This is a genomic window from Pantoea sp. y20 (assembly GCF_054903455.1).
In genome coordinates, this window is record NZ_CM142816.1 from 1,555,141 (window position 1) to 1,580,882 (window position 25,742).

A 25,742-nucleotide genomic window follows, 5' to 3' on the forward strand; every position below is an offset into this window, starting at 1 on the left:
CGGCCATAAAAAGCAAAAACCCCGCCGAAGCGGGGTGTAATAACTATTGCAGCAGCTTAATCGCGGTTAGCGAAGCCCAGCAGGCTTAACAGGCTAACAAAAATGTTATACAGCGAAACGTACAGGCTTACGGTAGCGCGAATGTAGTTGGTTTCACCACCGTGAATAATGTTGCTGGTTTCCCACAGGATGGCACCGGCAGAGAAAAGGATGAACAGGGCGCTAATCGCCAGATGCAGCGCAGGCAGTTGCAGGAAGATATTAGCAACCACCGCCACCAGCAGCACGACAAAGCCGGCCATCATCATGCCACTCAGGAATGACATATCGCGGCGCGTGGTCAATACGTAGGCCGAGCAACCGAAGAACACCAGCGCGGTGCCGCCCAGCGCCATAGCGATCACATCACCCATGCCTGCAGTGAGGAACGAGCTCAGGATTGGACCAAGGCAGTAACCGAGGAAGCCGGTGAAAGCGAAGGCCGCCAGAATACCTGCCGGGCTGTTAGCCAGTTTATGCGTCAGGAACATCAAGCCATAAAAGCCGACCAGCATCAGAATCAGGCCCGGTGAAGGCAAGGCAAACACGGTGCTGAGTGTGGCTGTGACGGCCGAGAAGGCCAGCGTAAAGCCGAGTAACAGATAAGTATTGCGCAGCACCTTGTGGGTGCTGACTAACGATTGCTGCGACGAGCTAAAAATTCTTTCCATCATGCGCTCCTTAAAGAGAGAAACACCAAATATGGCTCGAGGATACGCAGCGCCTGAAAGACAGAAAAGGCGTTTTACCCATCTTTACGCGATAAATTGCTGTTTCGCTGAGCAGAATGGCGAAATTGACGCCGAAAAAATAGAATTTGGCTGTTTTTCAGCCGAACGATTCATTGCAGGCTTTACATCGTTATGGGGGATGTTTATAGTGCGCCTCATTGCGGAGGGGTGGCCGAGTGGCTTAAGGCAACGGTCTTGAAAACCGTCGATGGGAAACCATCCGAGAGTTCGAATCTCTCCTCCTCCGCCATTCACTCTTGCAGAGTGACGCAACAAAAAAATCCCCGGAGGGATGGCCGAGTGGCTTAAGGCAACGGTCTTGAAAACCGTCGATGGGAAACCATCCCAGAGTTCGAATCTCTGTTCCTCCGCCATATTAAAGAAGCCCGCAGAAATGCGGGCTTTTTGCTTTTCTGCGTTCATAAATTCCGAAAAACATCGCGTTGCTTTTCCATCTGCTGCCGTTCCCCGACGCCACGCGCGTTAACTGCTATATTCCATGCACGGTTTTTTGCAAACATCTGGCGATTTTCCGATGCAAGCTGAGTTACACTGTGCGGTAATTCGCTCTTTGGCGGGCTAATCGTTTGAAAGCCAGAGTGTTTCACTGATGAATTATGGAATAGGCACAATGATCAAGAAACTGAGTCTTTGCGCGTTGTCAGTCATCGCTGCGCTCCCGATGGGCATGTCCGCCTATGCTGCGGATGGAGATATGCAACTCCAGCAGGTGCTGATGTTAAGCCGTCATAACCTGCGTGCGCCGCTCGCCAACAATGGCAGCGTACTGGAACAATCCACCAGGAAGAGCTGGCCGCAGTGGGATGTCGCGGGCGGTGAGCTCACCACCAAAGGTGGCGTGCTGGAAGTCTACATGGGGAATTATACCCGTCAGTGGCTGGCACAGCAGGGCTTAGTCCAGAACGGGACTTGCCCGGACAGCAGCAACATCTTTGTCTACGCCAACAGCCTGCAGCGCACCGTGGCGACCGCGCAGTACTTTATCACTGGCGCCTTCCCTGGCTGTGATATCGCGGTCACGCATCAGGATGCGATGGGCACCATGGATCCGATCTTCAATCCGGTCGTCACCGACGGCAGCGATGAATTCAACAAGAAAGCCTTGGCTGCTATGACCGCCGCCAATGAAAAGCTGGCACTGAAGCCTGCCTTCCAGCATCTGGAAAAAATCGTCGATTACAAATCTGCCCCGGCCTGTAACGGCAAAAAGCAGTGTGATTTGAGCAGCGGCGATAACACTTTCAGCGCGGATAACGGTAAAGAGCCGAACGTAAGCGGTCCGCTGAAAATCGGCAACTCGCTGGTGGATGCGTTTACGCTGCAATATTACGAAGGTTTCCCGGCCGATCAGGTTGCCTGGGGCCAGATCAAAACGCCTGAACAGTGGAAAGAGCTGGCGTCGATCAAAAACGGTTATCAGGATGCGCTGTTCGCCTCTCCTGAAGTGGCGCGCGAAGTGGCCGCACCGCTGGTGGATTACATCCGCAGCCAGTTAGTCGATCAGGATAAAGCCAACGCGCCAAAAGTGACGCTGATGGTTGGTCATGATTCCAACATCGCCTCCTTACTCAGCGCACTGCAGGTTAAGCCTTATGAACTGCCGGGCAACGACGAGAAAACACCGATTGGCGGCCAGGTAGTATTCGAACGCTGGCACGATGTGAAGAACAACAAAGATCTGCTGAAAATTGAGTACGTCTATCAAACGGCCGATCAACTGCGCGATGCCGATGTGCTGAGCCTGAAAAATCCACCGAAGCGCGTCACGCTGCAACTGGCGGGCTGTGAAACGGATGCCAACGGCTACTGCAGCTGGGATCAATTCATCGGCGCATTGAATGGCGCTCTGCAAGGAACGCCACTGCAGCCTGCTGCAGCACCGGCTGCGGCAGAACAGCCAGCACCTGCGGCCGCAGCACCAGCCGCAGATGACGCTAAGCAGAAAGCCGATCAGGCTGCTGCGGATAAAGCAGCCGCAGACAAAGCAGCAGCGGATAAAGCCGCAGCACAGAAGGCTGCAGACGCGAAAGCGGCTGAAGAGAAAGTGAAGGCGGATAAAGCGGCCGCGCAGAAAGCGGCAGACGAGAAAGCCAAAGCGGAGAAAGCCACTGCCCAGAAAGCAGCGGATGACAAAGCCAAGGCTGATGCGGCAGCGGCACAGAAAGCGCAAGCCGATGCAACGCCGGCCAAATCAGAAGAGCCAGCCAAAGCAGCGACCAGTAACTGAGTTTGCTGCTCAAAGAAAACCCCGCCGCGGCGGGGTTTTTTGTGCCAGTTAACCGGCGACGACCACTAATTTTTGGTTGGCAAACTCTTTAATCCCCAGATCCGATAACTCACGTCCGTATCCGGAACGTTTCACGCCACCAAACGGCAGCTCTGCAGAGGTATCGCTCTGCGAATTGATAAACACCATGCCGGTTTCAATCTGCGACGCCATCTTACGGCCGCGCGGAATGTCTTTGGTCCAGACTGAACCGCCCAGGCCGTAATTTGAATCATTCGCCAGTGCCACAGCGGCACGATCGTCCGCCACCACATACACCTGTGCTACTGGGCCAAAGAACTCCTGATAGTAAGCAGGATTGTCTGGCGTCAGACCAGTGAGCACCGTTGGCTGGTAATAGCAGCCGACGCCATCAATGGCGCGTCCACCAAACTCCACGCGCGCGCCATTTTGCACCGCTTCCTCAACCTGCTTCACTAAACGATCGCGCGCATCTTTTGAAGAGAGCGGACCAAGCGTGGTTTTCTCATCAAGCGGATCGCCCGGCGTGGCCGATTGCATAGCCGCGCTAAATTTGGCCATAAACGTATCGGCAATTTTCTCATGCAAAATAAAGCGCTTGGCGGCGGTACAGACCTGGCCGCAGTTACTGAGGCGAGCTTGCGCACCCTGACGTACCGCTTCATCGATATCGGCATCGTCCAGCACCACAAACACATCGTTACCGCCCAGCTCCAGCGTCGATTTCTTCAAGTGTTTACCGGCCTGTTCCGCCACGGCACTACCGGCGCGTTCGGAACCCGTCAGCGCCACGCCTTGCACGCGCGGATCGGCAATCAAATCCGCGACTTGATCGGTGGAGATAAACAGGTTGGTCCATGCGCCTTTTGGCGCACCGGCTTCTTCTACCAGCTTTTCAAACACATCGGCGCAGTGCGGCACGATGTTGGCGTGTTTCGCCAGCACCGGATTGCCGAGCGCCAGGTTTGGCGCCAGCACGCGCATCAGCTGATAGTAAGGGAAGTTCCACGGCTCAACCGCGACGATCACGCCAATCGGATGGTACTCAAGCCAGGCATCGCCCACATCGCTGGCGTAGGGTTGCGGCTGTAAAAATGTCGCAGCATGTTCAGCGTAGTAGCGGGCGATCTGCGAACAGATTTTCACTTCACCACGGCTCTGGCCAATCAGTTTGCCCATCTCTTTACTGGCAATAGTCGCCAGCTCTTCGGCCCGTTGGTCAATCAAATCGGCTAAACGGTGCAGCACCTGCAGACGCGGTTGAATATCGCCTTTACTCCACGCGGAATGATAAAGCGCATCTGCGGTTTCCAGCGCCTGTTGTGCATAAGCATCATCGTGCTCGTTCCACGCTTTTAGCAGTTGGTTATTGGCTGGATTGATACTTTGATAGGCTGACATACAAGGCTCCTTGGTGATGTAAAGGTAACAAAGGCGGGACAATGCCCGCCTGCAATTCAAACGTTTTTGCGCTCGACCGTTTTATCGTCCCAGGTCAGAACATCCTGGTCGGTCTTTTTAAAGGCGCGAATCAGCACTTCATCGCTGCCTTGCTGGCTCCAGATCTGCTCGGCTAAACGTTCGTCGTAGTTGGCTACCTCAAAAATGGCTTCAGCGATTTCGCGTGAAGTGTGGCGCAGTGATGCCCATTCGCCTACGTGATGCTCTTTCGACTGTTCTGTTGTCATGAAGGTCTCCTGTTGTGGATTTTATCCCTGTAGCTTTACCGCCAGTCCGGCGACGTGTTGGCCCTGAAAACGGGCAATATCCAGTTCTTCCGCCGAAGGTTGACGTGATCCATCTCCGCCCGCCAGCGTGGTGGCGCCGTAGGGCGTTCCGCCGCGTACGTGGGAGATGTCGAAGAGTTCTTTAGTGCCATAACCGATGGGAACAATCACCATGCCGTGATGGGCGAGGGTGGTCCAGACGGAAGTGATGGTCTGCTCCTGGCCGCCGCCGGTGCCGGTGGAGGCAAAGACGCTGGCGATTTTGCCGTACAGCGCGCCCGAAGCCCACAGGCCGCCGGTGCGATCCCAGAAGTTACGCATCTGCCCCGCCATGTTGCCGAAGCGTGTGGGTGTGCCAACGATGATGGCATCATACTGCGGCAAATCTTCCGGTTTCGCTTCAGGCGCAGCCTGATCCACTTTGCCGCCAACCTGGGCGAAACGCTCGGCATCCATGCTTTCCGGCACGCGCAATATTGTAACTTCCGCGCCGCTCACGCTCTTTGCACCGTCGGCCACGGCTTGCGCCATGGTTTCAATATGTCCGTACATCGAATAATAGAGCACCAAAATCTTTGCCATGGTTTTCATCCTGCGAGGGTGGTGAGTAACCAAAAGTATAGAAGAGCCTGCGCAGGCTGCTGTACAGAGGTTAAGCAGGTGCCAATAAGTGTCGGCTAACTGCTTGTAACGCGGCGGTAAATTTGCTTTTTCGCAGTGAAATGAGTGAATTATCTGTTTCAAATTGTGAATATCAGGCCGATCTCACCGCTGCGTTGTCTATTATTTAATCAGGTGTGCGGAATATCCGCCGCCAGGCTTTTCACGGCAGCATCGTGACAAGCCCCTAATCTGGATGCTCAATCCGTGGAGGAAATGATGGCCGAACATCGTGGAGGATCAGGCAATTTCGCAGAGGACCGTGAAAGGGCCGCAGAAGCGGGTCGCAAAGGCGGCAAAAACAGCGGGGGTAATTTTAGAAACGACCCACAGCGCGCGTCTGTAGCCGGTGAAAAAGGGGGACGCAGCCGCGGCAAGAAATAGCGCGACTGACCGTTAATCCCCGGCCGCCGGGTTCGCCCGGCGGTGACAGGCATTGCAATTTCCCCGCTCTCTGAGCAAACTGACCGCCAACTGATTATTCTGGTGCGTTATGTCCGCTTCTTCTTCTCGTCTCAGCCTGCGTATTTCGCGTCAGGAGTTGGTGCTCATATTTATTACCATGGTTTGGGGTGGCACTTTTTTGGTGGTACACCGGGCGATGGCCCATTCCGGTCCGTTCTTTTTTGTGGGATTACGTTTTGCTACGGCATCGCTGCTGCTGGCCTTTTTCTTCCGTCGTTATCTCAAGCAAGTTACCTGGCTGGAAATCAAAGCCGGCGCGCTGATTGGCCTGTCGATTGCCGGCGGCTACGGTCTGCAAACCTGGGGCATGCAAACCATTTCCAGCAGTCAGTCGGCGTTTATCACCGCGCTCTACGTGCCGGTGGTGCCGCTGCTGCAATGGTTATTCCTGCGCCGTCCGCCGGGATTGATGGCGTGGCTGGGCATTTTGCTGGCGTTTACCGGTTTAGTGCTGGTGGCGGGTCCGCAGGATGGCAGTTTGACGCTGAATGCCGGTGAAATCGCCACCTTACTGAGCACGCTGGCAATCGCGGCGGAGATCATCCTGATCAGCCGTTATGCCGGACAGGTCGATGTGCGCCGCGTCACGCTGATTCAGCTGATGGTGGCATCAGCCTGCGCCTTTGTTCTGATGATCCCGAATGGCGAATTGGTTCCTGCCATGTCAACGCCGTTGCTGCTGAGCGCGTTGGGTCTGGGCGCGGCCAGCGCCTTAATTCAGGTGACGATGAACTGGGCGCAACGCAGCGTTTCACCGACGCGTGCCACGGTGATTTACGCCGGTGAACCGGTGTGGGCGGGCGTGGTAGGGCGTTTGGCGGGCGAGCGTCTACCTGCTGCTGCGCTGCTGGGCGCGGCACTGATTGTTTGTGGGGTGATCGTCAGCGAACTGCGTATACGCCGCAAGAAAGCGGTGCCCGATCAGGCACCGCTCGAGCCTTAAGGATGTTGCCGTGCCGCCTCGTTCGCCAGCGCGGCGCCGCGACGTTGTAAAATCGCGTTCAGGATGATGGCACCAAAGGTGGCGGTGCCGATGCCGCCAAGGGTGAAGCTGCCAATCTTCAGCGCAAAATCACCGGCGCCCAGCACCAGCGTGGTCGCCACCATGATCAAATTGCCATTCTGATTAAAATCCACATGGTTCTGCACCCAAATGCGTGCGCCTGCCACCGCAATCAAACCAAATACTACAATCGATGCGCCACCAATCACCGGACCGGGAATGGTGTGGATTAGCGCGCCAAATTTCGGTGAGAAGCCAAGCACCAAAGCGATCGCCGCGGCGGCCACAAAGGCCAGAGTTGAATAGACTTTGGTCACCGCCATCACACCGATATTTTCCGCGTAGGTGGTGACACCGCTGCCGCCGATTGAGCCCGACAGCATGGTTGCCAGACCGTCACCGACAAAGGCGCGGCCCATCCAGGGATCGAGATTGCGCCCGGTCATGCCCGCCACGGCTTTAATGTGCCCGAGGTTTTCCGCTACCAGAATGATCGCCACAGGCGCGATCATCACGATGGCCTGCATATCAAAGATCGGTGCGGTGGTGTGCGGCAGGCCAAACCACGGTGCGTTGGCAAGGCCGCTGAAATCCACCGGTTTGCCGAAGCCCATCACGTTGGTTAGCAGTGCATAGATGGCCCACGCGACAATCAGGCCGACCAGAATCAGCAGGCGCTGGATCATCCCGCGCGTGAATACCGCCACCAGACCAATGCACAGCACCGTCATCACTGCCATCCAGCTGTCAAACATCGAGCCGGACACACCATGCACCGCAATTGGCGCCAGGTTCAGACCAATCGCCATCACCACCGCGCCCGTGACCACCGGCGGCATCAGACGCTCGATCCAGCCGGTGCCGACCTTCATCACGATCAGGCCAATCAGCGTATAGAGCGCGCCGCAGGCAATCACGCCGCCCAGCGCCAGCGCCAGGTTGGGGTTGAGTCCCTGACCGTTAAAGCCGGTTACCGCGATGATTACGCCGACAAACGCCGCGCTGGATCCGAGATAACTGGGTACGCGCCCGCCGGTGACCAGGAAGAACAGCAGCGTACCGATGCCCGAAACCAGAATCGCCAGATTGGGGTCCAGTCCCATCAGCAACGGCATCAGCACCGTTGCGCCAAACATTGCCACAGCATGCTGCAGGCCTAGCACGACCGTCTGCGCAAACGGCAGCGTTTCGTCCGGCGCAATCAGCCCATCATCGGTCATGGCTGACTTTTCTGCCAGCGGGGGAACCAGGAACTCGCCATCGTCATCTCCAGGGTGTCAGTGAAAGCGGGCCGCACAAGGCGGCGTTAGCGGGCGTCCTGCCGTAAAAGGTGATGATAGCCACGGTCAAACCATGCCAGACCGTGCGTTTCATCATTGCGTACCAGCGCCTGCACTTCGCAAAACAGAATGTCGTGCGTGCCCACGCTGACCACTTGTGCCACTTTGCAGTCAAACGACACCAGCGCGCCGTCTAATAGCGGTGAACCGCTGGCCAGCGTGTGCCAGTCAGCGGCGGCAAAGCGTTCCGCCATCGGCGTTTTGCCGCCAAATAGCGTCGAGAGATCTTCATGCCCGGCGGCCAGGGTGTTAACGCACAGATAACCGTTGTCGCGAAAAATCGGCCACACCGACGCTGAGCGATTAAGACAAACCAGCAGCGTGGGCGGCGTATCAGTAACGCTGCACACCGCCGAGGCGGTAAATCCGGCGCGTCCAGCGGGACCGTCGGTGGTGATGATATTCACCGCCGCGCCTAAGCACGCCATCGCGTTACGAAATGCATCGCGTTCTACACCGGGTAAAATTGGCAGTTCATGCACGCTCATTGGCGGCTCCTGTGATTAGCTGGCCGCTCGCTGGGCAGGCGCAGCCGTATCGGCCAGCCAGCGCAGCAGCAGCGCATTAAAGTTGTCGGCATCGGTGACGCTCATCGCGTGTCCGCCCCAGGCCATCTCAATCAGGCTGCCGTTGGGCAACGCCTGCGCCAGCTGCGGTGAGCAGCTCCACGGCACCAGCAGATCGTCCTGGCTGCAAATCGCTAACACTGGCTGGGAGATGCGCGCCACATGTGCGCGGAAATCCGCGCTTTTCAATGCATGCAAGCGACGCAGCAGGTTTTCCATGCCCTGGAAATGGGCGACATGGTGCGCATCTTCAGCGTTAATGTGCTCCTGATTGCGCGCCAGCCATTCCGCGGGATAGAGGAACAGCGGCTGCGCACGCACAAAGGCTTCGACGCCGACGTTCATCAGCAGATCCTGACGCACCTGGAAGCAGCGCTGCGTGTGCGCATCCAGCGAAAGCCAGCCGTTGATCACCACCACGCGGCCCACGCGCTGCGGGAAGTCTAGCGCCAGCTGCAGGCCGATTAAGCCGCCCAGCGCATGGCCGATAATGTCGTAATGTTGAATGCCGTGCTGTTCCAGCGTTTCTGCCAGTTCCGCCGCCATCATCGTCATGCTGTAGCCGTCCGGCAGCGTATCTGCGCTGCGGCCGGTACCGCGCTGATCGTACGTCACCACGCGATAATGCGGCGTCAGCGCCGCCAGCTGCGGTTGCCAGAAACCGGCGACGCCGCCTAAACCGGAAGCGAGCACCAGCGTCGGCGCATCTTCAGCGGTTGAACCCTGGATCTCCAGATGCATCAGGCCTCCTGTTTGCCGATATGCGCAACGGTGGCGATTTCGATCAGCGCATCCGGTTTCACTAAGCCGCACTGAATGCAGAAGCGCGCCGGTTTATCACCGGGGAAGTATTCGGCGTAGATCTGATTAATCGCTGCGTAGTTGCTCCAGTCGGTGAGAAAAATCGAGTTGAAGGTCACGTCGTCCATGGTGCCGCCGGCAGTTTCGATCACCTTTTTAATGGTCTCCAGCACGTGACGCGTTTGCGCGGCGGCATCACCGACGTGCACCACGTTGTTGTTGGCATCGAACGGCAAGGTGCCGGAGACGTAGACAACGCCGTCAGCTAAGGTGCCGGGCACGAATGGCGCAATGGGCGTACCGGTGCCGGGCGGAATAATCACACTTTTAGGCATGGCGAAATCCTCTTCTTATCGGTTTGCAGGTGAATCGAGGCGTTAGCTTTTCAGCGTTTCGCAGAAAGTGTCGGTATCGCTGACCCAGCCAAAAAACGTTTCGATATTGAAAATGGCCGCCTGCTGGGCAAACGCCGGGCCCGCCTGATAGGTCGCGTCTTCCAGCACCACGCCGAAATATTCCAGGAAGAAGCCGTCACGCAGCGTCGATTCCACGCAGACGTTGGTGGCGATGCCGGTAAACACCAGATGGCGGATGCCACGGCTGCGCAGCATGCTGTCGAGCGAGGTATTGAAGAAGCCGCTGTAGCGCGGTTTCGGCAATACGATATCGCCGGCCTGCGGCACCAGTTCATCGACCAGTGCATAATCCCAGCCGCCTTTTGACAGCAGCGTGCCTTGCAGTTCCGGGCGCTTGCGCATGGTTTTCAGCGCATTAGATTTGTGGAAGTTGGGGGATCCGGCATCACCGGCTTCAACGTATTGGTCGTCCCAACCGTTCTGAAACCAGATGATCTGCATCCCGGCGGCCCGCGCTGCGGTGACCGCCTGATGGATTTTGGCAATCACCGGCTTGGTAGCGGAGACATCAAAGCCCGCCAGATCGAGATAGCCGCCTTGCGTGGCGTAGGCGTTCTGCATATCCACCACAATCAGCGCACTTTGCGCGGGCGGCAGCGCGATGGCTTCCGGGCGCGCCGGCAAGGTGACGTTCGGTAAACTTGAGGTATGGGCGCAAACAACGGTACTCATCAGGCAACCTCCTGCTGGGATGCGATTAAATCGTGGCGACACTGCATTAAGGGCTGGATACGTTCACCGAAATCTTCGATGCCTTGCAGGAAGTCATCAAAGGTGAGCAACACGCCTTGCGTGCCATCGACTAAAGCAACCTCATCCAACATTCGTGCCACATTGGCATAAGAACCCACCAGCGTGCCCATGTTGATGTTGACAGCGGAGGTTGGATCGGCCATCTGGCGCACGTTGGTGTCGCTGCCAGATTTGGTGTCCTGCTGACTTTGCGTGGTGAGCCAGGCGAGCGCCTCTTTATCGGCGCCGGCTTTGTAGTGTTCCCATTTGGCGCGTGCGGCTTCGTCGCTCTCGGCGGCGATGATCATAAACAGCACATAGGAACCGACGTCGCGCCCCGCTTTATCGGCAGCTTGCTTCATACGCGCGGCAGTTGGCGCGAAGGCAGTTGGCGTGTTGACGCCTTTGCCAAAGCAGAAGTTGTAATCGGCGTGCTGCGCCGAGAACGCCATGCCCGCATCGCTCTGACCGGCGCAAATCACTTTCATCGGTTTCTGCGGCTGCGGGCTGACGCGGCAATCGTTCATGGTAAAGAACTCGCCCTTGAAGTCGCTCCGGCCGGTGCCCCACAAATCGCGCAGCACGGTGACGTATTCGGTCAGATATTGGTAGCGGCTGGAGAAGTAAGCATCGCCCGGCCACAAGCCCATCTGCTCGTACTCGGGTTTCTGCCAGCCGGTAACGAGGTTGACGCCGAAGCGGCCATTCGAGATGGAATCAATGGTGGAGGCCATACGCGCCACAATCGCGGGCGGCAAGGTTAGCGTGGCGGCGGTGGCGTAGATTTCGATGCGTGAGGTCACCGCCGCGAGTCCCGCCATCAGCGTGAAGGATTCGAGGTTGTGATCCCAAAACTCGGTTTTGCCGCCAAAGCCGCGCAGTTTGATCATCGAAAGGGCAAAGTCGAAATGATAATGCTCTGCTTTCAGCACAATCTCTTTGTTCAGTTCAAAAGTCGGTTTGTACTGCGGCGCATGGGTGGAGATCAGCCAGCCGTTATTACCAATCGGGATAAAGACGCCAATTTTCATGTGAAACCTCTCTGCATTAGACGGGGACTGCTTCACGCGCTGCGCTGCTTCCTACACGCATCCTGCGGGCGGCGCTCCATCACAAAATTGCAAAGGCTGTGCCACATTTTTAAAAGAGATAAATAACAATGCGTTAAAAGTATCGCCTGTTCTAAACTGGAGTAATTGGTCCATTTCAGACCGTTTGGTCAAAACGTTCTGCACGTTTTTCATGCGCCGCGTGGTCAAAAAAGGTGCAGGCGGGCGATTAGGCAGGAAAGAAGGCCTTTGTTATGATGCGTTGATGCAGGACGGAAGAGGTAACAGTGTGAAAAGCGATGAAAAAAAACCGGGACGCCGTTCGCGAGCGGTCGCCGCAAAGCGGGCAGCCATTCTGGAAGCGGCGTTAACCTTCTTCTCGCAATACGGTATTCACGGCACCAGCCTGGATAAAGTGGCGGAGCGCGCCGACGTCTCCAAAACCAATTTGCTGTATTACTATCCGTCGAAAGAAGTGCTGTATGTGGCGGTTTTAAAAGAGATTCTTGATGTGTGGCTGGCGCCGCTGCGCGCGCTGCAGCACGATCACGATCCGCTGACCGCGATACGTCAATACATTCGCCTTAAGCTGGAAGTCTCGCGCGATCATCCGCAAGCTTCACGGTTGTTCTGCCTTGAGATGTTGCAGGGCGCGCCGCTGCTGAAAGGTGAACTGGCCGGTGATTTAAAAGCGCTGGTGGATGAGAAAGCGGCGATTATCGAACAGTGGATCGCCGAAGGTCGGTTGGCGGGTGTGCAGCCGCAGCACCTGTTTTTCCTGCTATGGGCGACTACGCAGCACTATGCGGATTTCGCCTCACAGGTGGAAGCGATTACCGGCCAGACGTTGAACGATGCGGCGTTTTTTGAACAGACGCTGGAAAACGTGCAGCGCATGATAATTGAAGGGATCCGCGTGCGCTGATCCCGCGTTTTCAAGGAGAGTGCATGGATTCGTTATCACAACTGACGTTAGGCGCGGCGGTCACCGTTGCGGTGATGGGCAAGCGCGTCCCGCTGTGGCAAGCGGCGCTGGTGGGCGCGGTGGCGGGCACCTTGCCGGATCTCGACGTGTTTATCGATCACGGCGATGCCATCCGCAATATGACGCTGCATCGTACCGAAAGTCATGCGCTGATAATCCTCACCTTAATTGCACCGCTGCTCGGCTGGCTGGTGGCCGGTGCGACACGCAGTCGCGCGCACTGGCGCGGCTGGACGCTGGCGATGTGGCTGGCGCTGGTGACGCATCCGCTGCTGGATCTCACCACCGTTTACGGTACGCAGCTGGGCCTGCCGCTCACCGATTTCCCTTATGCCATTGGCAGCATGTACATCATCGATCCGTTGTATACCTTGCCGTTGCTGATTGCGCTGCTCGTCGCCCTGTGGCGACGCGATGCTGTGGGCTTGCGCTGGAATCAGGCGGGATTATTGGTGAGTACGCTTTATCTCGGCTGGAGCATGGTGGCACAGAGCATGGCGACGCAACACATTGAGCAAGCGCTGGCGCAGCAATCAGTGCAGCCGGAGCAACTACTGGTGACGCCGACCGCGTTTAATACGCTGGTATGGCGCACGGTGATTATGACGCCAGAGCGTTACGGCGAAGCCTATTGGTCGCTGTTGTCACCGGGGCGTTCGCTGCAGATAAGCTGGTACGATCGTCAACCCGCGCTGTTTGCGCCGTTCAAAGGGCAATGGCACGCCGAGCGTGTAGCGTGGTTTAGTCATGGGTTTTACGCAATGAAGCAGGAGGGCGATCGCACGTTGATCAGCGATTTGCGGATGGGGGAAGAGCCGGATTACACCTTTACCTTCAATCTGGGATCGCCGCAGTCGCCGGAGCTAGCACCGCAGCGTGAACCTTCGGTGCGTCCTGCATTGGGTGAGGCGTGGCGTAAGCTGCGGGAGAGATTGTGACTTCGTGGTGAAGCGCGTTTGCTGATGAGGTGCGCTTTCTGTCAAAAAAGAAAAAGGCTGCACTTTCTTTCAAAAGGCAGCCTTAACGTAGCTGTGATAAATCAGGCTTTACGACGACGTAACAACCAGCCCATGGTCAGCATCACAAACCACAGCGGCGTGACCATCAGCGCCTGACGGGTATCTTCCTGCAGCGTCAGCAGCACCAGCACAAAGGCGAAGAACGCCATGCATACCCAGCACATAAACTTGCCCAGCGGCATTTTGAACTTCGATTCGGCATGACGCTGTGGATGCTGTTTACGATACGCCAGATAGCTGCAAAGGATGATAGTCCAGACGAACATAAACAGAATTGCCGACACCGTAGTAACCATGGTGAATACCGTCATCACATCCGGAATCAGGTAGATCAGCGCCACGCCCGCCAGCAGACACAGACAAGAGAAGAACAGGCCGGTGGTTGGCACCGCACGCGCCGAGAGGCGACCAAAGGCTTTATGCGCTACGCCTTGTTCCGCCAGGCCGAACAACATGCGGCTGGTGGAGAAGATGCCGCTATTGGCGGACGAGGCGGCGGAGGTCAGCACCACGAAGTTGACGATGCTGGCGGCGGCAGGCAAGCCGATCAACACAAACATCTCAACGAACGGGCTGCGATTCGCCAGCACCTGATTCCACGGCGTCACCGCCATGATCACCATCAGCGCCAGCACGTAAAACATAATAATGCGCAGCGGAATGGCGTTAATTGCACGCGGCAAAACTTTGTGCGGATCTTTGGTTTCTGCTGCCGCGGTGCCGACCAGCTCAATGCCGACAAAGGCGAAAACCGCAATCTGGAAGCCAGCAAAGAAGCCGCTCAAGCCTTTCGGGAACATGCCGCCGTGATCCCAGATGTTGCTCAGGGACGCGGTGCCACCGTTCGGCGACGGATAATGCATGCTCACCAGCACAATGCCGGTGATGATCAGCGCCACAATGGCGACGATTTTGATAATCGCGAACCAGAACTCCATCTCACCAAACAGCTTCACCGTAGCGATATTCAATGCCAGGAAGACAAAGACGCACAGCAGGGCGCTCATCCAGATGGAGAAGTCCGGGAACCACAGCTGGAAATAGGCGCTGATGGCCACCACGTCGGCAATGCCGGTCACCACCCAACAGAACCAGTACGTCCAGCCGGTAAAATAGCCCGCCCACGGACCGAGTAAATCGGCAGCGAAATCGCTAAAGGATTTGTATTCGAGGTTGGACAACAGCAGTTCGCCCATGGCGCGCATGACGAAGAACAGCATAAAGCCAATGATCATGTAGACGAAAATGATCGACGGGCCCGCGAGGCTGATGGTTTTACCCGAACCCATAAACAACCCGGTGCCGATGGCGCCACCGATAGCAATTAACTGAATGTGACGATTATGCAGGTTACGCTGGAGTTTATCCGGCTGTTCGGCCGTAGCGAGCGCCTCTTTTGATTGATCAACCATAAATTTTTCTTTCCTGTCGAGATGTTGTGTCAGCTCTATTGGCTGTTTTGCCCGTCATACTTTAAGCCGCAGATGCGTTGGCTACGCGTGTTCACCCCAGGAACTGACTCAATTAAGCTCCCCATGATTCACACTCTTGCCGCCTTCCTGCGGCTCACATTATTTAGGGCATTCGTTATGAGCCTTTGTCCAGGCAAGTGGCATAAGATAGTGGAAAGCCAACCCGTTTCGGTAATGGTTTTTCCCCCTTTGTGACCTTTTGCGTGCTTTGCTCTGTCAGTAATTATTTACAGAGTTTAAAGCGCAGTCATTTTGCGTAAATCTTCAACAATTAAGCGATTTACGTCACTTTCCGCGCACATGACTTCTACACTTGTTAGTTCATTTCATCAGGAAAAGTGAGGCATTGTGCGCGCTCTGTTCGCCGTCGCGTTGCTGGCTGTATGCGGCTGGTTTAGTTTGCCGTGGTTGAAAACGCATCTGCCGCCTCAGTGGAACCCCTTTACACCGCTCAACGTTACCGATCCGCCCGGTTGGATGACGCGTTACAAGCTAAAAAAGCTGAGTGGCGATCCGGCTGCCTGCCTGGCGGTGATGCGGCAAGCCAGTGAACAGCGGCTGGTGCAGTTTCGTGCCGTGCCGCCAATGCAAGGGAATTGCCCGATTGAGCAGCCGCTACGCATCAGCGGCTACGGTGACGTCACGCTGAGCAGCAGTTTTCTCGCCAGCTGTCCGATGGCGGTGGCCAGCACCATGTTTGTGATTAACAGCGACAGCGCATTACGTCAGGCCGGTTTTAACAGTCCGCTGAAACGCATTGCCCATGTTGGCAGCTACGCCTGTCGCAATATTTATCATCGTCAGGAAGGGCGTTTGAGTGAGCACGCCAGCGCCGATGCCTGGGATATTACCGGATTTCAGCTGGCAAATGGGCGTTGGTTGCAGGTAGGAAAAAACTGGCAACAGCCAGAGGATGCGGCGGCTGGACTGCATGCGCTGTGGCGTAACGGCTGTGCGACGTTCGGTAATGCGCTGGGGCCCGATTATAACGCCGCGCATGCCAGCCATTTTCATCTTGGCATGCGCGGTTCGGGTTACTGCCGTTAGCTATACCGCAGGATTAAGCCCACGTTTTATCAGGAAATGATTAGCCGGCCAGGAGAAAATAAAGCCAGTCATTATGGCCAGTTGCAGCATAAACCAGAATGCCGCCACCAGCGGGTTGACCTGCTCGTTCAGCACAAACTTTAGGGCCAACGCCATAAAGATAAAAATACCTAATTGAAAAATCAGCAGGGGGAAAATTTCGGTTTTTAACGCCAATAATAATGCGCTGCCAAATGAATGTTTTTCACGTTGGCGAATCGCCAGAAATTGAAAAAGTAATCCCATAAACAATGAAGCGATAACGCAAATAAGCGCCTGCATGCCTATCGTCGGATTAATGGCAAATTGTTTTAGTAAAGTGACTATCGGGATTGTCATTATATCGCCAAATATACAAGCCGCTGCGGATAATGACGTGGAAATAAATATAGTTTGCCAGCTGGCGTTACTGCGTATTTTTTGTGAAACCAACAGCGCAAGTTTTTGCTGTTGTGATGGTTTACGGCCTAAGTACCACCAGACGATCCAGCCAATAAAAGGCATATACAAACCGGTTAATGGCCAAATGATATTCATCACCGCCACCGGATGTGGATGGCGAAAAAGATCTTTTAAAATCATCAGGGCAGTGCAGACGCCCAGAACAAGGAAAGGTAATGCAAACTGGTTCAACATAGTCAGTTCCGCTAAGTTTCCCACCTACATGCGACAATGCGCCTGAGCCTTACTGCAGCACTGTCTTCCAATGCATCTTTTCACTCCGCTAGCATTAAGCGTAGCCGTTAATCAGCGTGAGAGAAATCACATCATTACTTAATGTATTATCTTAACCGCAGAAATAGGTGGGATTAACATTAAGTCAAAACTCATTTACCGTACAAACCCCTTTCACAGCAAAACAATCTGCTTTTTGCATCAATAATTTTAGTTAATGACGATGCTAAAAATTTATCAATCTAACGATCATTTTCAATCAACTGGGTGATTGAAACTACTTCAGAAAAATCCTATTCTAATCTGCTGAGGAATTAAACTTGTGAACCTGTTAACAATTAACGTGAACTTACACATTTTCATTACGTTAACGCATTGACAGTAGAAGAGTTATGCTAGCTGCTGGCAAATTTGCTCCTTTTTCAATCAATATTTTTTGTCTGGCTAATTTATTTTTTGCGTTAACACGAACTAATTTCAGAATGTAAAAGCGTGAAACAGCGCTAAGGCAATAATGACGACCGATAATTATTTCGTCTGGCGAGGCGAAATGGAAAATGAATTTCTGGCGCTAACGCAAGTGACGCAATTGAAATCCCTGTTGCAACAGCAGATTGAAAAGCTGGGTTTCGATTACTTCGCTTTTTTGGTTCAGCATCCGGTGCCCTTTACCCGGCCGCGCTTGTTTTTGTTCAGTACATACCCGGAAGGCTGGGTAAAACGCTACGAAAGCGAGAACTATTATAAGGTCGATCCGGTGCTATTACTCTGTCAGCGGCCGGGACGGGGTGTTGAATGGACGCGCGATTTATTTACCGGTGCGGGTAATTTGTGGGCAGAAGCCAACGCTGCGGGATTAATGAGCGGCTTTTCCTGCTCAGCAATGGCACCAAATCGTACCATTGGTATATTATCTATTGCATCGACACTTCACAGTAAGACCCAACACTTGCGCATAGAGCTTGAGGTGAAACTGCATCTTCTGGCGGAACTGAGTTTGCGCGTGTTGGAGCGTTTGAATGACGATTCTATGGTCGTTTTATCTAACGATTTTAGTCAGCGTGAATTAGAAATCTTAAAATGGACGGCGGAAGGAAAAACGTCGGCGGAAATTTCACTTATTTTAGCCATATCTGAACATACGGTGAATTTTCACCAAAAGAATATGCAAAAGCGTTTTAATGTTTCCAATAAAACGCAGATTGCCTGTTATGCCGCTGCGGTTGGCCTGATATAGCGAAAAAGCAACTACTAATTTTAGTAGTTCCTTCTCCCGTGTCAGTTGTCTACCCTGCGCGCAACGTTGCCAGGCTGGCTCAAAGAAATCATTGCATACATGGGGATGTCAGAGGCGCATGATGAAAGTAATTCAAACACAGCTTAAGGATATGCCGTCCTCACTGTTGGCAGAACTGGGAACGTATCGCTATAGCGTGTTTGCGCGCGGCGAAGGGTGGTCGATTCCACCGCGATTGAGTACGCCAGGGCAAGAGTACGATCGTTTTGATCGTTCGGATGTCACCTGGTTGATTGCCTGGAACGCTCGTCAGGGTATTTGCGGCTGCGCACGTCTGTTGCCGTGGCATGAACCTGAGGTGCCGGAAGGTTTTATTCTGCCTTTCGATCAGGAAAAGGTATGGGAAATGTCGCGCTTCTCGGCGCGCCTTGAGGTGGACGCGGAGCTGCCGCTGAGTATTTTGTGGCACTCGGTGCAATTAGCAGAACTGAGCGGCATGGAGTATTTGATCAGTTCGGCGACGCCAATGCTTGAGAAGATGTTCGAACAGCATCAGGTAGTCTACGAGCCGCTCTCACCGGGCTTGATCCAATCTGAAGACAATCTGTTTGCCATTCGCATTCCGGTTGATCAACCGGCGCTGGCGGAGAAATATCGGGGTACACGACGCTTTAGCCCGGAAGAGGTGCTGCCGTCGCTGGGTGTTTCAGTAAACTGGCAATCACACACCTAAATACCCCGCGCATTTCGCGCGGGGCACATCGCTTATTGACGGTAAGCGGTTTTGATCTGACGAATTGTATTATTAAACACTTCCGCCTGCGGCTTATCGCCTAACGAAGCTTGCACATAACGCTCCATGTTGATGATCACCTTACCGGCATCGGCTTGACCCATTCCTTTCAGAATCAGCGTCACCATCATTTTCAGACAGGCGACTTCGTCGGCCAGCGCCTGCGTGTCTCGTGAAGTTGCGAAATCTTCATCACTCATAATTGACTCCTTGGGGTATTACTCAATGTTGACACATTCTTCCTGTGCGTAAGAAAGAGAGTATATCATAGGGTTTTCAGATGAATTTTAATGAAGCGAAGCGGTAAAAGTCAGACCGCTTTTTAATTGCGCATTGCGCTATTTGTCAGCAACCAGAATTGGCGTTTAGCTGTTATTTACCAGGCGATCGGAATGCGACAATAAAATCGAGCTATAAATTATAACTTAATGATATTATTAACAATTTAACTTATCTCATTTTGCATGTTATTGCCCTGTGCAGTAAAAGCTGGATCAAAGAAATGTTATTGATTTGCATCAGTTCATTTGAGATTTATCTGTGACTGTAGATGTTTTTTCCACCTGAAAACCGGTAAGATGACCGTTCTGAAATATATTTCCCTTTCTTAACCTGCGGAGTACGTCCCGTTGATCAGCCTGCTTCTTGTTGATGACCATGAACTGGTACGCGCCGGTATTCGCCGCATTCTGGAAGATATGAAAGGCCTCGTTATTGCGGGTGAAGCGGCGTGCGGTGAAGACGCTGTGAAATGGTGCCGCAGCAATCCGGTTGACGTAGTGCTGATGGACATGAACATGCCCGGTATTGGCGGCCTGGAAGCGACACGCAAAATTGTGCGCTTTAACCCGGATATCCGCATCATCATGCTCACCATTCATACTGAAAATCCACTGCCGGCGAAGGTAATGCAGGCGGGCGCAGCGGGTTATCTCAGTAAAGGCGCCGCGCCGCAGGAAGTGGTGAGTGCGATTCGCTCGGTGCATTCAGGGCAACGCTATATCGCCTCGGATATTGCCCAGCAAATGGCACTCAGCCAGATCGAACCGCAAAAAGCCGAATCCCCCTTCAGCTGTTTGTCGGAAAGGGAATTGCAGATTATGCTGATGATCACACGCGGGCAGAAAGTGACGGAGATTTCCGAACAACTCAGTCTCAGCCCGAAAACCGTTAACAGTTACCGCTATCGTATGTTCAGTAAGCTGAATATCAGTGGCGACGTCGAGTTAACGCATTTGGCCATTCGACATGGCTTGTTCAATGCGGAGCCATTAATCAGTAGTGAGTGACGTTTTCGATTCCAAAGCCTTTCTCAGCACCGTGACCAGCCAACCCGGCGTCTACCGTATGTACGATGCGGCCGGTACGGTGATCTATGTTGGTAAAGCCAAAGACCTTAAAAAGCGCCTGACCAGCTACTTCCGTACGCAGGTGGGCAGTCGCAAAACTGAAGTGCTGGTCAGCAACATCCAGAACATCGACGTCACCGTGACGCACACCGAAACGGAAGCGCTGCTGCTGGAGCATAACTACATCAAGCTCTACCAGCCGCGCTATAACGTGCTGCTGCGCGATGACAAATCCTATCCTTACATTTTCCTCAGTGGCGATAGCCATCCGCGTCTGGCGATGCACCGTGGCGCGAAGCACGCCAAAGGCGAATACTTTGGCCCGTTTCCGAACGGCTATGCGGTACGTGAAACCCTCGCGCTGCTGCAAAAGGTATTCCCGATTCGCCAGTGTGAAAACAGCGTGTATCGCAACCGCTCGCGCCCGTGTTTGCAGTATCAAATTGGCCGCTGCCTTGGACCCTGCGTTTCCGGCTTGGTTAGCGAAGAGGAGTATGCGCAGCAAACCGATTACGTGCGTTTGTTCCTCGCGGGAAAAGATGATCAGGTGATCAATCAGCTGGTCAAGCGCATGGAAAATGCCAGTGAGGAACTGCGTTTTGAAGAGGCCGGGATTTTACGCGACCAGATTCAAGCGGTAAGGCGCGTAACCGAGCGGCAGTTTGTCTCCAATCAGGGTGAAGACCTGGATGTGATGGGCGTGGCCTTTGATGCTGGCATGGCTTGCTTGCACGTGCTGTTTATCCGTCAGGGCAAAGTGCTCGGCAGCCGCAGCTACTTCCCGAAAGTACCTGCCGATACCGAACTGACCGAAGTGGTACAAACCTTTGTCGGACAGTTCTATCTGCAAGGCAGTGAAGCGCGCACTTTGCCGGCGGAAATTCTGCTGGACTTTACTCTACCGGAACGTGAGCTGCTGGCGGAATCGCTGAGCGCGCTGGCGGGACGTAAAGTGAATATTCAAAGTAAGCCGCGTGGTGACCGTGCACGCTACCTGAAACTGGCGCGCACCAATGCGGCAACGGCACTGACTACCAAGCTGTCGCAGCATTCGACCATTCAGCAGCGTCTGGCGGCGCTGGCGACGTTCCTTGAGCTCGACACCATTCATCGCATGGAGTGCTTTGACATCAGTCACACCATGGGCGAGCAGACCATTGCGTCGTGCGTGGTGTTCAACCGTGATGGTCCGCTGCGTTCGGATTACCGTCGCTACAACATTGAGGGCATCACACCGGGCGATGATTACGCGGCGATGAATCAGGTGCTGCGCCGTCGTTACGGCAAAGCGCTGGAAGAGGACAAAATCCCCGACGTGATCATCATCGACGGCGGTAAAGGTCAGTTAGCGCAGGCGAAACAGGTGTTCGCCGAGCTGAATGTACCCTGGGATAAAGATCGTCCGATTTTACTCGGCGTGGCGAAGGGTAGCGATCGTAAAGCCGGGCTGGAAACGCTGTTCTTTGAAGCGGAAGGTGAGGGCGTTTCCTTACCGCCGGACTCGCCTACGCTGCATGTGATTCAGCATATTCGTGATGACTCTCACAATCATGCGATTTCAGGTCACCGGAAAAAACGCGCCAAAGTGAAGAACACCAGCGCGTTGGAAAGTATTGAAGGCGTGGGGCCCAAACGGCGCCAGCAGCTGCTCAAGTATATGGGTGGCCTGCAACCGCTGATGAATGCCAGCGTCGACGAGATTGCTAAAGTGCCGGGAATTTCCACCGCGCTGGCGGAAAAAATCTACTACTCACTGAAACACTAACGTTGAAAGAGGGGGGGCAATGTAGCAACATACATGAAACCCTACTCACACCAGACAGTTACTGGCATATGCAATTTAACATTCCGACGTGTCTTACCCTGTTTCGAGTCGTACTTATTCCCTTTTTTGTCCTGGCGTTTTATCTGCCATTTCAATGGGCTCCCTTTGCTACTGCACTGATCTTTGTGATTGCTGCGGTTACTGACTGGTTTGATGGTTTTTTAGCGCGTCGCTGGAAGCAGACCACGCGTTTTGGCGCGTTCCTCGATCCGGTTGCGGATAAAGTGCTGGTGGCGATTGCGCTGGTGCTGGTGGCGGAGCATTTCCACGCGTGGTGGATTACGCTGCCTGCGGCAACGATGATCGCGCGTGAAATCATTATCTCTGCGCTGCGTGAGTGGATGGCGGAGATCGGCAAACGCAGCAGCGTGGCGGTGTCGTGGATCGGCAAGGTGAAAACCACCGCGCAGATGTTCTCGCTGTTTGCCTTGCTGTGGCGTCCAGAAGCCACGGTGGTTGGCGTGGGTGTGGTCGCACTGTACATCGCAGCCGTGCTGACGTTCTGGTCAATGTTCCAGTATTTAAGCGCAGCGCGCGGCGATTTGCTCGATAGCTGATCGATGCGATTTAAAAAGCAGCAAACGGACGCAGTGTGTGGATAATTCTGTTGACTCACTGCGTCAGATAAGTAGAATGCATCGCATCGAACGGCAGCGAGTCTGCAAGAAGCTGAATAAAATCAGCAAGTTCGATGAAGAAATACAGAATCGAGTATTTCAATTTGTAGCAAGGCAGCAACTGAACGAATCACAGAGAGCTTACTTCAGTAAGTGACCTGTGTGAGTGAAGGAAGCTAACGCAGCAACAAATTGAAAGACGAAGATTATGCGGGAATAGCTCAGTTGGTAGAGCACGACCTTGCCAAGGTCGGGGTCGCGAGTTCGAGTCTCGTTTCCCGCTCCAAATTTAGTGGTTCGTATTCAACGGATTACATATCAGATTAAAGGCGCGTTGGCAGAGTGGCCATGCAACGGATTGCAAATCCGTCTACCTCGGTTCGACTCCGGGACGCGCCTCCAATTACACCCTGCCCGGGTGGTGAAATCGGTAGACACAAGGGATTTAAAATCCCTCGGCTTATGGCTGTGCGGGTTCAAGTCCCGCCCCGGGCACCATATTCAAAACGTCAATTAAAACAAAGCTATATAAGCAATGTCGTAACCGCCCAAGGGCGGTTTTTTTGTGTCTGCAATTTGGCAAATGGCGATGAAATGGCGATGACTTGGCGACAGCCGTTTTTAGGCTGTCTTCTTGGTGTCATTGACGTGGCTGTCAAACGGGTTGAGCGCAATGGCCGCATCAAGATGATCAGGTGCAAAGTGTGCGTATCGCATCGTCATCAGGATGGTGCTATGACCGAGGATTTGTTGCAGAACTAAAATATTGCCGCCGCGCATCATGAAGTGACTGGCGAAGGTGTGTCGCAGAACGTGAGTGCGTTGGCCTTGGGGCAATTCAATTTGTGCTCTTTTCAATGCGTGATTGAATGATTCATAAGCTGGAGAGAAAAGGGAGCCGCGCACCTTTGGCAATAATTTCTGTAAGTTTTCAGAAATTGGCACTGTGCGATTCTTTTTGCTTTTGGTCTGGGTGAAGGTGATGCGGTTCGGCAGTATCTGCGATTGACGCAGGTCTTGCGCTTCACTCCAACGCGCACCGGTTGCCAGGCATATGCGCACAATCACCCCTAAATCTTTATTTGCCGATTCATCGCAGGCGGCGAGCAGCCTCGCGATCTCCTCTGGATACAGGAATGATAATTCCTGCTCGCCCTCTTTGAACTGCCTCACACCGTCTAGTGGGTTATCACCTTCCCATTCACCCATACGCTTTAACTCAGAAAACACTGCGTGCAGGTATGATTGCTCGCGATTAACGGTTGCTTCGCTCAGCTTTGCTTTGCCTTTTGGGTTCCATTCACCATCGAGCCGTCGCTGACGATAAGAGGCAAACATATTTTTATCGAACTCGTTAGCGAGTGGATCACCTAACCGATCACAAACAGCGAGCAGCTTTGTTTGACGTTCCTCACCTGACGACAGTGTTTTGCCGTGCATTTCGTACCATCTCTTAACGAAAGCGGAGAGGGTGATCGCATTATCGTTAATGGGTTGGCTTGAAGCATTGTTCATTAGGCGGCGCTCATGCGAGAGCGCCTCACCCTTAGTAGAAAACTGCTTTCTTGTGCGTTTGCCATTTGCCCCATGTGGGTAGCATTCACAAAGCCATTTACCTGACGGAAGTTTTCTAACTGTCATAATCGTCTGGCAGCTCCCCGGTTTCCAAAAGTGAGAGGAACTCAGCTTCATGTAGAATCATCGTGCCTTTTTTCTGAGCAACTTCTAATTTTTTTGGCCCTGCGTTGTAGCCACCACAAAGCAGGTGCAAATTTACCGTGACATCTGAACGGACTATCATCCCTTTATCTTTGGCAAGTTTCGCTAGGCGTTCTTTGTCTTCTTTTTTGAATCCGGTAAAACATATTTGGAGAGGGCCGCTAAAATCCAAAGGCTGATACATCCCCGGCGAGCAATAACGGCTGTAGTTTTTTCCTCGCGTATGTTGTTTTGCAACACTGAGATTAAACTCTAAGGGGTTATTTATTAGGATTTCAGTAACAAATGATTCCGCATCTTCAAAAGAATCAAAGAAATCTATAACGCGTTCGCACTTGAAAGTTCTGTAATGACCGCGTGATCTGCAAAAGCCATGTAAATAAACCTCTTCACTGTCGGTGAATGGTGTGGTTAATGTATATGCAGATATTTTATTTTTAGCTGTTACGTAGACGAAATGAGCTTCTTCCATTAGCTATCACCGTTATAGATTAAAGTTGTTCTCTGAGAAATATGATCATGCATACGAGCATCATTAGAAAATGATGATCCCTAGAATGATTCCGCAAAGAAAAGTCGTAGATATAATTAAGGGGTATGTTCGAAATAATTCTTGCCAACTCATCCGTGATGGTTGGGGTGGTAATGCTTTTGCAGTTTCAATCAACTCATTGCAAAGCCAGCCAAGAGCCTGCTGAAGCTGTGATTTTGCTAAGTCGGATAGGTGGCGTGTCCCAAATGAAATGTCGCAATACTCATAAAGGCGCTGTCGCTGGCGGTTATCAGGCGTTTTTTTAAGAAGTTGGTGCATTAATGATTTGCAATCACTTGCATCCCGCAGCCTGTCTAAAGCTGATTGCAAAAAGTTAAGAGCGAGAGGGTATTGATCAACAGTAATTTCTTCGATGCTGGTTACACTGATCTCAGCATGAACACGTTGCCAAATTACAAACCCTTCATCGTTACTGGCTTCAGTAATTTCTTTTACTAATTGATTGAGCTGCTTTCTCTGCGCTGGAACAAGCAGCCGGGTCTCAACCTTATGAGAGTTTGGGATAGAGATATTTACAACATCACGGCCAATAAGTTGATCAACCTGAACGGTGTTCTCATTGAAATCTCGTCCAGCAACTCGATTTCTATCACCTGAAGTGTTTAATGTCATAG

At 53.4% G+C, this 25,742-nt stretch carries 26 protein-coding genes, 5 tRNA genes and 1 pseudogene; 16 read left to right on the forward strand and 16 right to left on the reverse strand.

Annotation, left to right across the window (positions count from 1 at the left end):
- Positions 1-56: 56 nt before the first annotated feature.
- Positions 57-710 (reverse strand): FtsH protease modulator YccA, encoded by a 654-nt coding sequence (gene yccA / locus ACYAC5_RS07155; RefSeq protein ID WP_007887332.1) that lies wholly within the window; start codon positions 708-710, stop codon positions 57-59.
- Positions 711-932: 222 nt separating this feature from the next.
- On the opposite strand from yccA, the gene ACYAC5_RS07160 reads away from it, so the two are divergent.
- From ACYAC5_RS07160 to agp, 3 genes are all read left to right on the forward strand, one after another.
- Positions 933-1,020 (forward strand) — tRNA-Ser (locus tag ACYAC5_RS07160).
- A gap of 36 nt (positions 1,021-1,056) precedes the next feature.
- A tRNA-Ser gene (locus tag ACYAC5_RS07165) sits at positions 1,057-1,144 on the forward strand.
- 257 nt (positions 1,145-1,401) lie between these two features.
- Positions 1,402-3,018, forward strand: coding sequence for a bifunctional glucose-1-phosphatase/inositol phosphatase (gene agp, locus ACYAC5_RS07170; RefSeq protein WP_462062670.1), 1,617 nt, complete (start codon positions 1,402-1,404; stop codon positions 3,016-3,018).
- Positions 3,019-3,066: 48 nt separating this feature from the next.
- Here agp and ACYAC5_RS07175 read toward each other — a convergent pair whose 3' ends face one another.
- The 3 genes from ACYAC5_RS07175 to wrbA are packed head-to-tail and all read right to left on the reverse strand — an operon-like array spanning position 3,067 to position 5,348.
- On the reverse strand, positions 3,067-4,440 hold the full coding sequence (locus tag ACYAC5_RS07175) for an NAD-dependent succinate-semialdehyde dehydrogenase (RefSeq protein WP_462062671.1): 1,374 nt from the start codon (positions 4,438-4,440) through the stop codon (positions 3,067-3,069).
- A 56-nt stretch (positions 4,441-4,496) separates the two neighbouring features.
- A complete protein-coding gene (locus ACYAC5_RS07180) occupies positions 4,497-4,727 on the reverse strand; it encodes a YccJ family protein (protein WP_007887329.1) in 231 nt (76 codons plus the stop codon).
- A gap of 21 nt (positions 4,728-4,748) precedes the next feature.
- A complete protein-coding gene (gene wrbA, locus ACYAC5_RS07185; RefSeq protein ID WP_101760909.1) occupies positions 4,749-5,348 on the reverse strand; it encodes an NAD(P)H:quinone oxidoreductase in 600 nt (199 codons plus the stop codon).
- A 297-nt stretch (positions 5,349-5,645) separates the two neighbouring features.
- On the opposite strand from wrbA, the gene ACYAC5_RS07190 reads away from it, so the two are divergent.
- Together ACYAC5_RS07190 and ACYAC5_RS07195 are read left to right on the forward strand one after the other, a co-directional pair.
- Positions 5,646-5,810, forward strand: coding sequence for a con-10 family general stress protein (locus ACYAC5_RS07190; RefSeq protein WP_061717065.1), 165 nt, complete (start codon positions 5,646-5,648; stop codon positions 5,808-5,810).
- 109 nt (positions 5,811-5,919) lie between these two features.
- A complete protein-coding gene (locus ACYAC5_RS07195; protein ID WP_217547026.1) occupies positions 5,920-6,834 on the forward strand; it encodes a DMT family transporter in 915 nt (304 codons plus the stop codon).
- On the opposite strand, the pseudogene rutG reads toward ACYAC5_RS07195, so the two are convergent.
- From rutG to rutA, 6 genes and pseudogenes are all read right to left on the reverse strand, one after another.
- A pseudogene (gene rutG / locus ACYAC5_RS07200) lies at positions 6,831-8,155 on the reverse strand (pyrimidine utilization transport protein G). The gene ACYAC5_RS07195 and the pseudogene rutG sit on opposite strands and share 4 nt — an antisense overlap.
- A 45-nt stretch (positions 8,156-8,200) precedes the next feature.
- Positions 8,201-8,722 carry an NADH-dependent FMN reductase RutF gene (rutF, locus tag ACYAC5_RS07205; RefSeq protein WP_110865878.1) on the reverse strand — a complete coding sequence of 174 codons (522 nt, stop codon included), beginning with the start codon at positions 8,720-8,722 and terminating at the stop codon, positions 8,201-8,203.
- A 15-nt stretch (positions 8,723-8,737) separates the two neighbouring features.
- Positions 8,738-9,541 (reverse strand): pyrimidine utilization protein D, encoded by an 804-nt coding sequence (rutD, locus tag ACYAC5_RS07210; RefSeq protein ID WP_462062674.1) that lies wholly within the window; start codon positions 9,539-9,541, stop codon positions 8,738-8,740.
- Positions 9,541-9,936, reverse strand: coding sequence for a pyrimidine utilization protein C (rutC, locus tag ACYAC5_RS07215; protein ID WP_110865880.1), 396 nt, complete (start codon positions 9,934-9,936; stop codon positions 9,541-9,543). The genes rutD and rutC overlap by 1 nt, the downstream gene beginning before the upstream one ends.
- A 42-nt stretch (positions 9,937-9,978) precedes the next feature.
- Positions 9,979-10,689 carry a pyrimidine utilization protein B gene (gene rutB, locus ACYAC5_RS07220; protein ID WP_110865881.1) on the reverse strand — a complete coding sequence of 237 codons (711 nt, stop codon included), beginning with the start codon at positions 10,687-10,689 and terminating at the stop codon, positions 9,979-9,981.
- A complete protein-coding gene (gene rutA, locus ACYAC5_RS07225) occupies positions 10,689-11,780 on the reverse strand; it encodes a pyrimidine utilization protein A (RefSeq protein WP_462062675.1) in 1,092 nt (363 codons plus the stop codon). The genes rutB and rutA overlap by 1 nt, the downstream gene beginning before the upstream one ends.
- A 307-nt stretch (positions 11,781-12,087) precedes the next feature.
- On the opposite strand from rutA, the gene rutR reads away from it, so the two are divergent.
- Positions 12,088-12,723 carry an HTH-type transcriptional regulator RutR gene (gene rutR / locus ACYAC5_RS07230; RefSeq protein WP_110865882.1) on the forward strand — a complete coding sequence of 212 codons (636 nt, stop codon included), beginning with the start codon at positions 12,088-12,090 and terminating at the stop codon, positions 12,721-12,723.
- 23 nt (positions 12,724-12,746) lie between these two features.
- Positions 12,747-13,721: a metal-dependent hydrolase gene (locus ACYAC5_RS07235; protein WP_462062677.1), complete on the forward strand. Its 975-nt coding sequence runs from the start codon at positions 12,747-12,749 to the stop codon at positions 13,719-13,721.
- 101 nt (positions 13,722-13,822) lie between these two features.
- Here the strand turns inward: ACYAC5_RS07235 and cycA are convergent, their stop codons facing one another.
- Positions 13,823-15,214, reverse strand: a complete 1,392-nt coding sequence (cycA, locus tag ACYAC5_RS07240; protein WP_101760901.1) for a D-serine/D-alanine/glycine transporter — start codon at positions 15,212-15,214, stop codon at positions 13,823-13,825.
- A gap of 408 nt (positions 15,215-15,622) precedes the next feature.
- Here cycA and ACYAC5_RS07245 point away from each other — a divergent pair, with 408 nt between their 5' ends.
- Positions 15,623-16,321 (forward strand): extensin-like domain-containing protein, encoded by a 699-nt coding sequence (locus tag ACYAC5_RS07245; protein WP_101760900.1) that lies wholly within the window; start codon positions 15,623-15,625, stop codon positions 16,319-16,321.
- Here the strand turns inward: ACYAC5_RS07245 and ACYAC5_RS07250 are convergent, their stop codons facing one another.
- Positions 16,322-16,996: a DUF4396 domain-containing protein gene (locus tag ACYAC5_RS07250; protein WP_222233230.1), complete on the reverse strand. Its 675-nt coding sequence runs from the start codon at positions 16,994-16,996 to the stop codon at positions 16,322-16,324.
- Between the two features lie 553 nt (positions 16,997-17,549).
- On the opposite strand from ACYAC5_RS07250, the gene sdiA reads away from it, so the two are divergent.
- Positions 17,550-18,272: a transcriptional regulator SdiA gene (sdiA, locus tag ACYAC5_RS07255; protein WP_101760898.1), complete on the forward strand. Its 723-nt coding sequence runs from the start codon at positions 17,550-17,552 to the stop codon at positions 18,270-18,272.
- Between the two features lie 121 nt (positions 18,273-18,393).
- A complete protein-coding gene (locus ACYAC5_RS07260) occupies positions 18,394-19,005 on the forward strand; it encodes an acyl-homoserine-lactone synthase (RefSeq protein WP_192413974.1) in 612 nt (203 codons plus the stop codon).
- A 32-nt stretch (positions 19,006-19,037) separates the two neighbouring features.
- Here ACYAC5_RS07260 and ACYAC5_RS07265 read toward each other — a convergent pair whose 3' ends face one another.
- Positions 19,038-19,265: a DUF2594 family protein gene (locus tag ACYAC5_RS07265; protein ID WP_007887303.1), complete on the reverse strand. Its 228-nt coding sequence runs from the start codon at positions 19,263-19,265 to the stop codon at positions 19,038-19,040.
- 429 nt (positions 19,266-19,694) lie between these two features.
- On the opposite strand from ACYAC5_RS07265, the gene uvrY reads away from it, so the two are divergent.
- The 6 genes from uvrY (at position 19,695) to ACYAC5_RS07295 (ending at position 23,354) form a co-directional block, all read left to right on the forward strand.
- Positions 19,695-20,354 carry a UvrY/SirA/GacA family response regulator transcription factor gene (uvrY, locus tag ACYAC5_RS07270; protein WP_008102320.1) on the forward strand — a complete coding sequence of 220 codons (660 nt, stop codon included), beginning with the start codon at positions 19,695-19,697 and terminating at the stop codon, positions 20,352-20,354.
- Entirely contained in the window at positions 20,347-22,179 is a 1,833-nt protein-coding gene (gene uvrC / locus ACYAC5_RS07275) for an excinuclease ABC subunit UvrC (RefSeq protein WP_462062682.1), read from the forward strand. Before uvrY ends, uvrC begins: the two co-directional genes overlap by 8 nt.
- A gap of 68 nt (positions 22,180-22,247) precedes the next feature.
- The gene (pgsA, locus tag ACYAC5_RS07280; RefSeq protein WP_008102316.1) at positions 22,248-22,796 is read left to right on the forward strand and encodes a CDP-diacylglycerol--glycerol-3-phosphate 3-phosphatidyltransferase; all 549 of its coding nucleotides are present in this window, start codon (positions 22,248-22,250) and stop codon (positions 22,794-22,796) included.
- A gap of 270 nt (positions 22,797-23,066) precedes the next feature.
- Positions 23,067-23,142 (forward strand) — tRNA-Gly (locus ACYAC5_RS07285).
- Positions 23,143-23,184: 42 nt separating this feature from the next.
- Positions 23,185-23,258: transfer RNA gene (locus ACYAC5_RS07290), tRNA-Cys, on the forward strand.
- Between the two features lie 10 nt (positions 23,259-23,268).
- Positions 23,269-23,354, forward strand: a tRNA-Leu gene (locus ACYAC5_RS07295).
- Positions 23,355-23,477: 123 nt separating this feature from the next.
- On the opposite strand, the gene ACYAC5_RS07300 is transcribed toward ACYAC5_RS07295, so the two are convergent.
- From ACYAC5_RS07300 to ACYAC5_RS07310, 3 genes are all read right to left on the reverse strand, one after another.
- Entirely contained in the window at positions 23,478-24,497 is a 1,020-nt protein-coding gene (locus ACYAC5_RS07300; protein WP_462062956.1) for a phage integrase, read from the reverse strand.
- Complete coding sequence (locus ACYAC5_RS07305; protein ID WP_462062685.1) at positions 24,487-25,047, reverse strand: BRCT domain-containing protein; 561 nt, start codon at positions 25,045-25,047, stop codon at positions 24,487-24,489. The genes ACYAC5_RS07300 and ACYAC5_RS07305 overlap by 11 nt, the downstream gene beginning before the upstream one ends.
- A gap of 63 nt (positions 25,048-25,110) precedes the next feature.
- Positions 25,111-25,740 (reverse strand): hypothetical protein, encoded by a 630-nt coding sequence (locus ACYAC5_RS07310; RefSeq protein ID WP_462062687.1) that lies wholly within the window; start codon positions 25,738-25,740, stop codon positions 25,111-25,113.
- Between the last annotated feature and the right edge of the window lie 2 nt (positions 25,741-25,742).

Bases quoted from the DNA above. Each gene is read 5' to 3' on its own strand.
- pgsA (WP_008102316.1), top strand. From the start codon at position 22,248: ATGCAATTTAACATTCCGACGTGTCTTACCCTGTTTCGAGTCGTACTT.
- ACYAC5_RS07250 (WP_222233230.1), bottom strand. From the start codon at position 16,996: ATGTTGAACCAGTTTGCATTACCTTTCCTTGTTCTGGGCGTCTGCACT.
- rutF (WP_110865878.1), bottom strand. From the start codon at position 8,722: ATGAGCGTGCATGAACTGCCAATTTTACCCGGTGTAGAACGCGATGCA.
- rutD (WP_462062674.1), bottom strand. From the start codon at position 9,541: ATGCATCTGGAGATCCAGGGTTCAACCGCTGAAGATGCGCCGACGCTG.
- ACYAC5_RS07265 (WP_007887303.1), bottom strand. From the start codon at position 19,265: ATGAGTGATGAAGATTTCGCAACTTCACGAGACACGCAGGCGCTGGCC.
- yccA (WP_007887332.1), bottom strand. From the start codon at position 710: ATGGAAAGAATTTTTAGCTCGTCGCAGCAATCGTTAGTCAGCACCCAC.
- wrbA (WP_101760909.1), bottom strand. From the start codon at position 5,348: ATGGCAAAGATTTTGGTGCTCTATTATTCGATGTACGGACATATTGAA.
- rutA (WP_462062675.1), bottom strand. From the start codon at position 11,780: ATGAAAATTGGCGTCTTTATCCCGATTGGTAATAACGGCTGGCTGATC.
- ACYAC5_RS07190 (WP_061717065.1), top strand. From the start codon at position 5,646: ATGGCCGAACATCGTGGAGGATCAGGCAATTTCGCAGAGGACCGTGAA.
- ACYAC5_RS07260 (WP_192413974.1), top strand. From the start codon at position 18,394: ATGAAAGTAATTCAAACACAGCTTAAGGATATGCCGTCCTCACTGTTG.
- rutB (WP_110865881.1), bottom strand. From the start codon at position 10,689: ATGAGTACCGTTGTTTGCGCCCATACCTCAAGTTTACCGAACGTCACC.
- rutC (WP_110865880.1), bottom strand. From the start codon at position 9,936: ATGCCTAAAAGTGTGATTATTCCGCCCGGCACCGGTACGCCCATTGCG.
- ACYAC5_RS07310 (WP_462062687.1), bottom strand. From the start codon at position 25,740: ATGACATTAAACACTTCAGGTGATAGAAATCGAGTTGCTGGACGAGAT.
- agp (WP_462062670.1), top strand. From the start codon at position 1,402: ATGATCAAGAAACTGAGTCTTTGCGCGTTGTCAGTCATCGCTGCGCTC.
- cycA (WP_101760901.1), bottom strand. From the start codon at position 15,214: ATGGTTGATCAATCAAAAGAGGCGCTCGCTACGGCCGAACAGCCGGAT.
- ACYAC5_RS07195 (WP_217547026.1), top strand. From the start codon at position 5,920: ATGTCCGCTTCTTCTTCTCGTCTCAGCCTGCGTATTTCGCGTCAGGAG.
- ACYAC5_RS07300 (WP_462062956.1), bottom strand. From the start codon at position 24,497: ATGACAGTTAGAAAACTTCCGTCAGGTAAATGGCTTTGTGAATGCTAC.
- ACYAC5_RS07235 (WP_462062677.1), top strand. From the start codon at position 12,747: ATGGATTCGTTATCACAACTGACGTTAGGCGCGGCGGTCACCGTTGCG.
- sdiA (WP_101760898.1), top strand. From the start codon at position 17,550: ATGACGACCGATAATTATTTCGTCTGGCGAGGCGAAATGGAAAATGAA.
- ACYAC5_RS07180 (WP_007887329.1), bottom strand. From the start codon at position 4,727: ATGACAACAGAACAGTCGAAAGAGCATCACGTAGGCGAATGGGCATCA.
- ACYAC5_RS07305 (WP_462062685.1), bottom strand. From the start codon at position 25,047: ATGGAAGAAGCTCATTTCGTCTACGTAACAGCTAAAAATAAAATATCT.
- ACYAC5_RS07175 (WP_462062671.1), bottom strand. From the start codon at position 4,440: ATGTCAGCCTATCAAAGTATCAATCCAGCCAATAACCAACTGCTAAAA.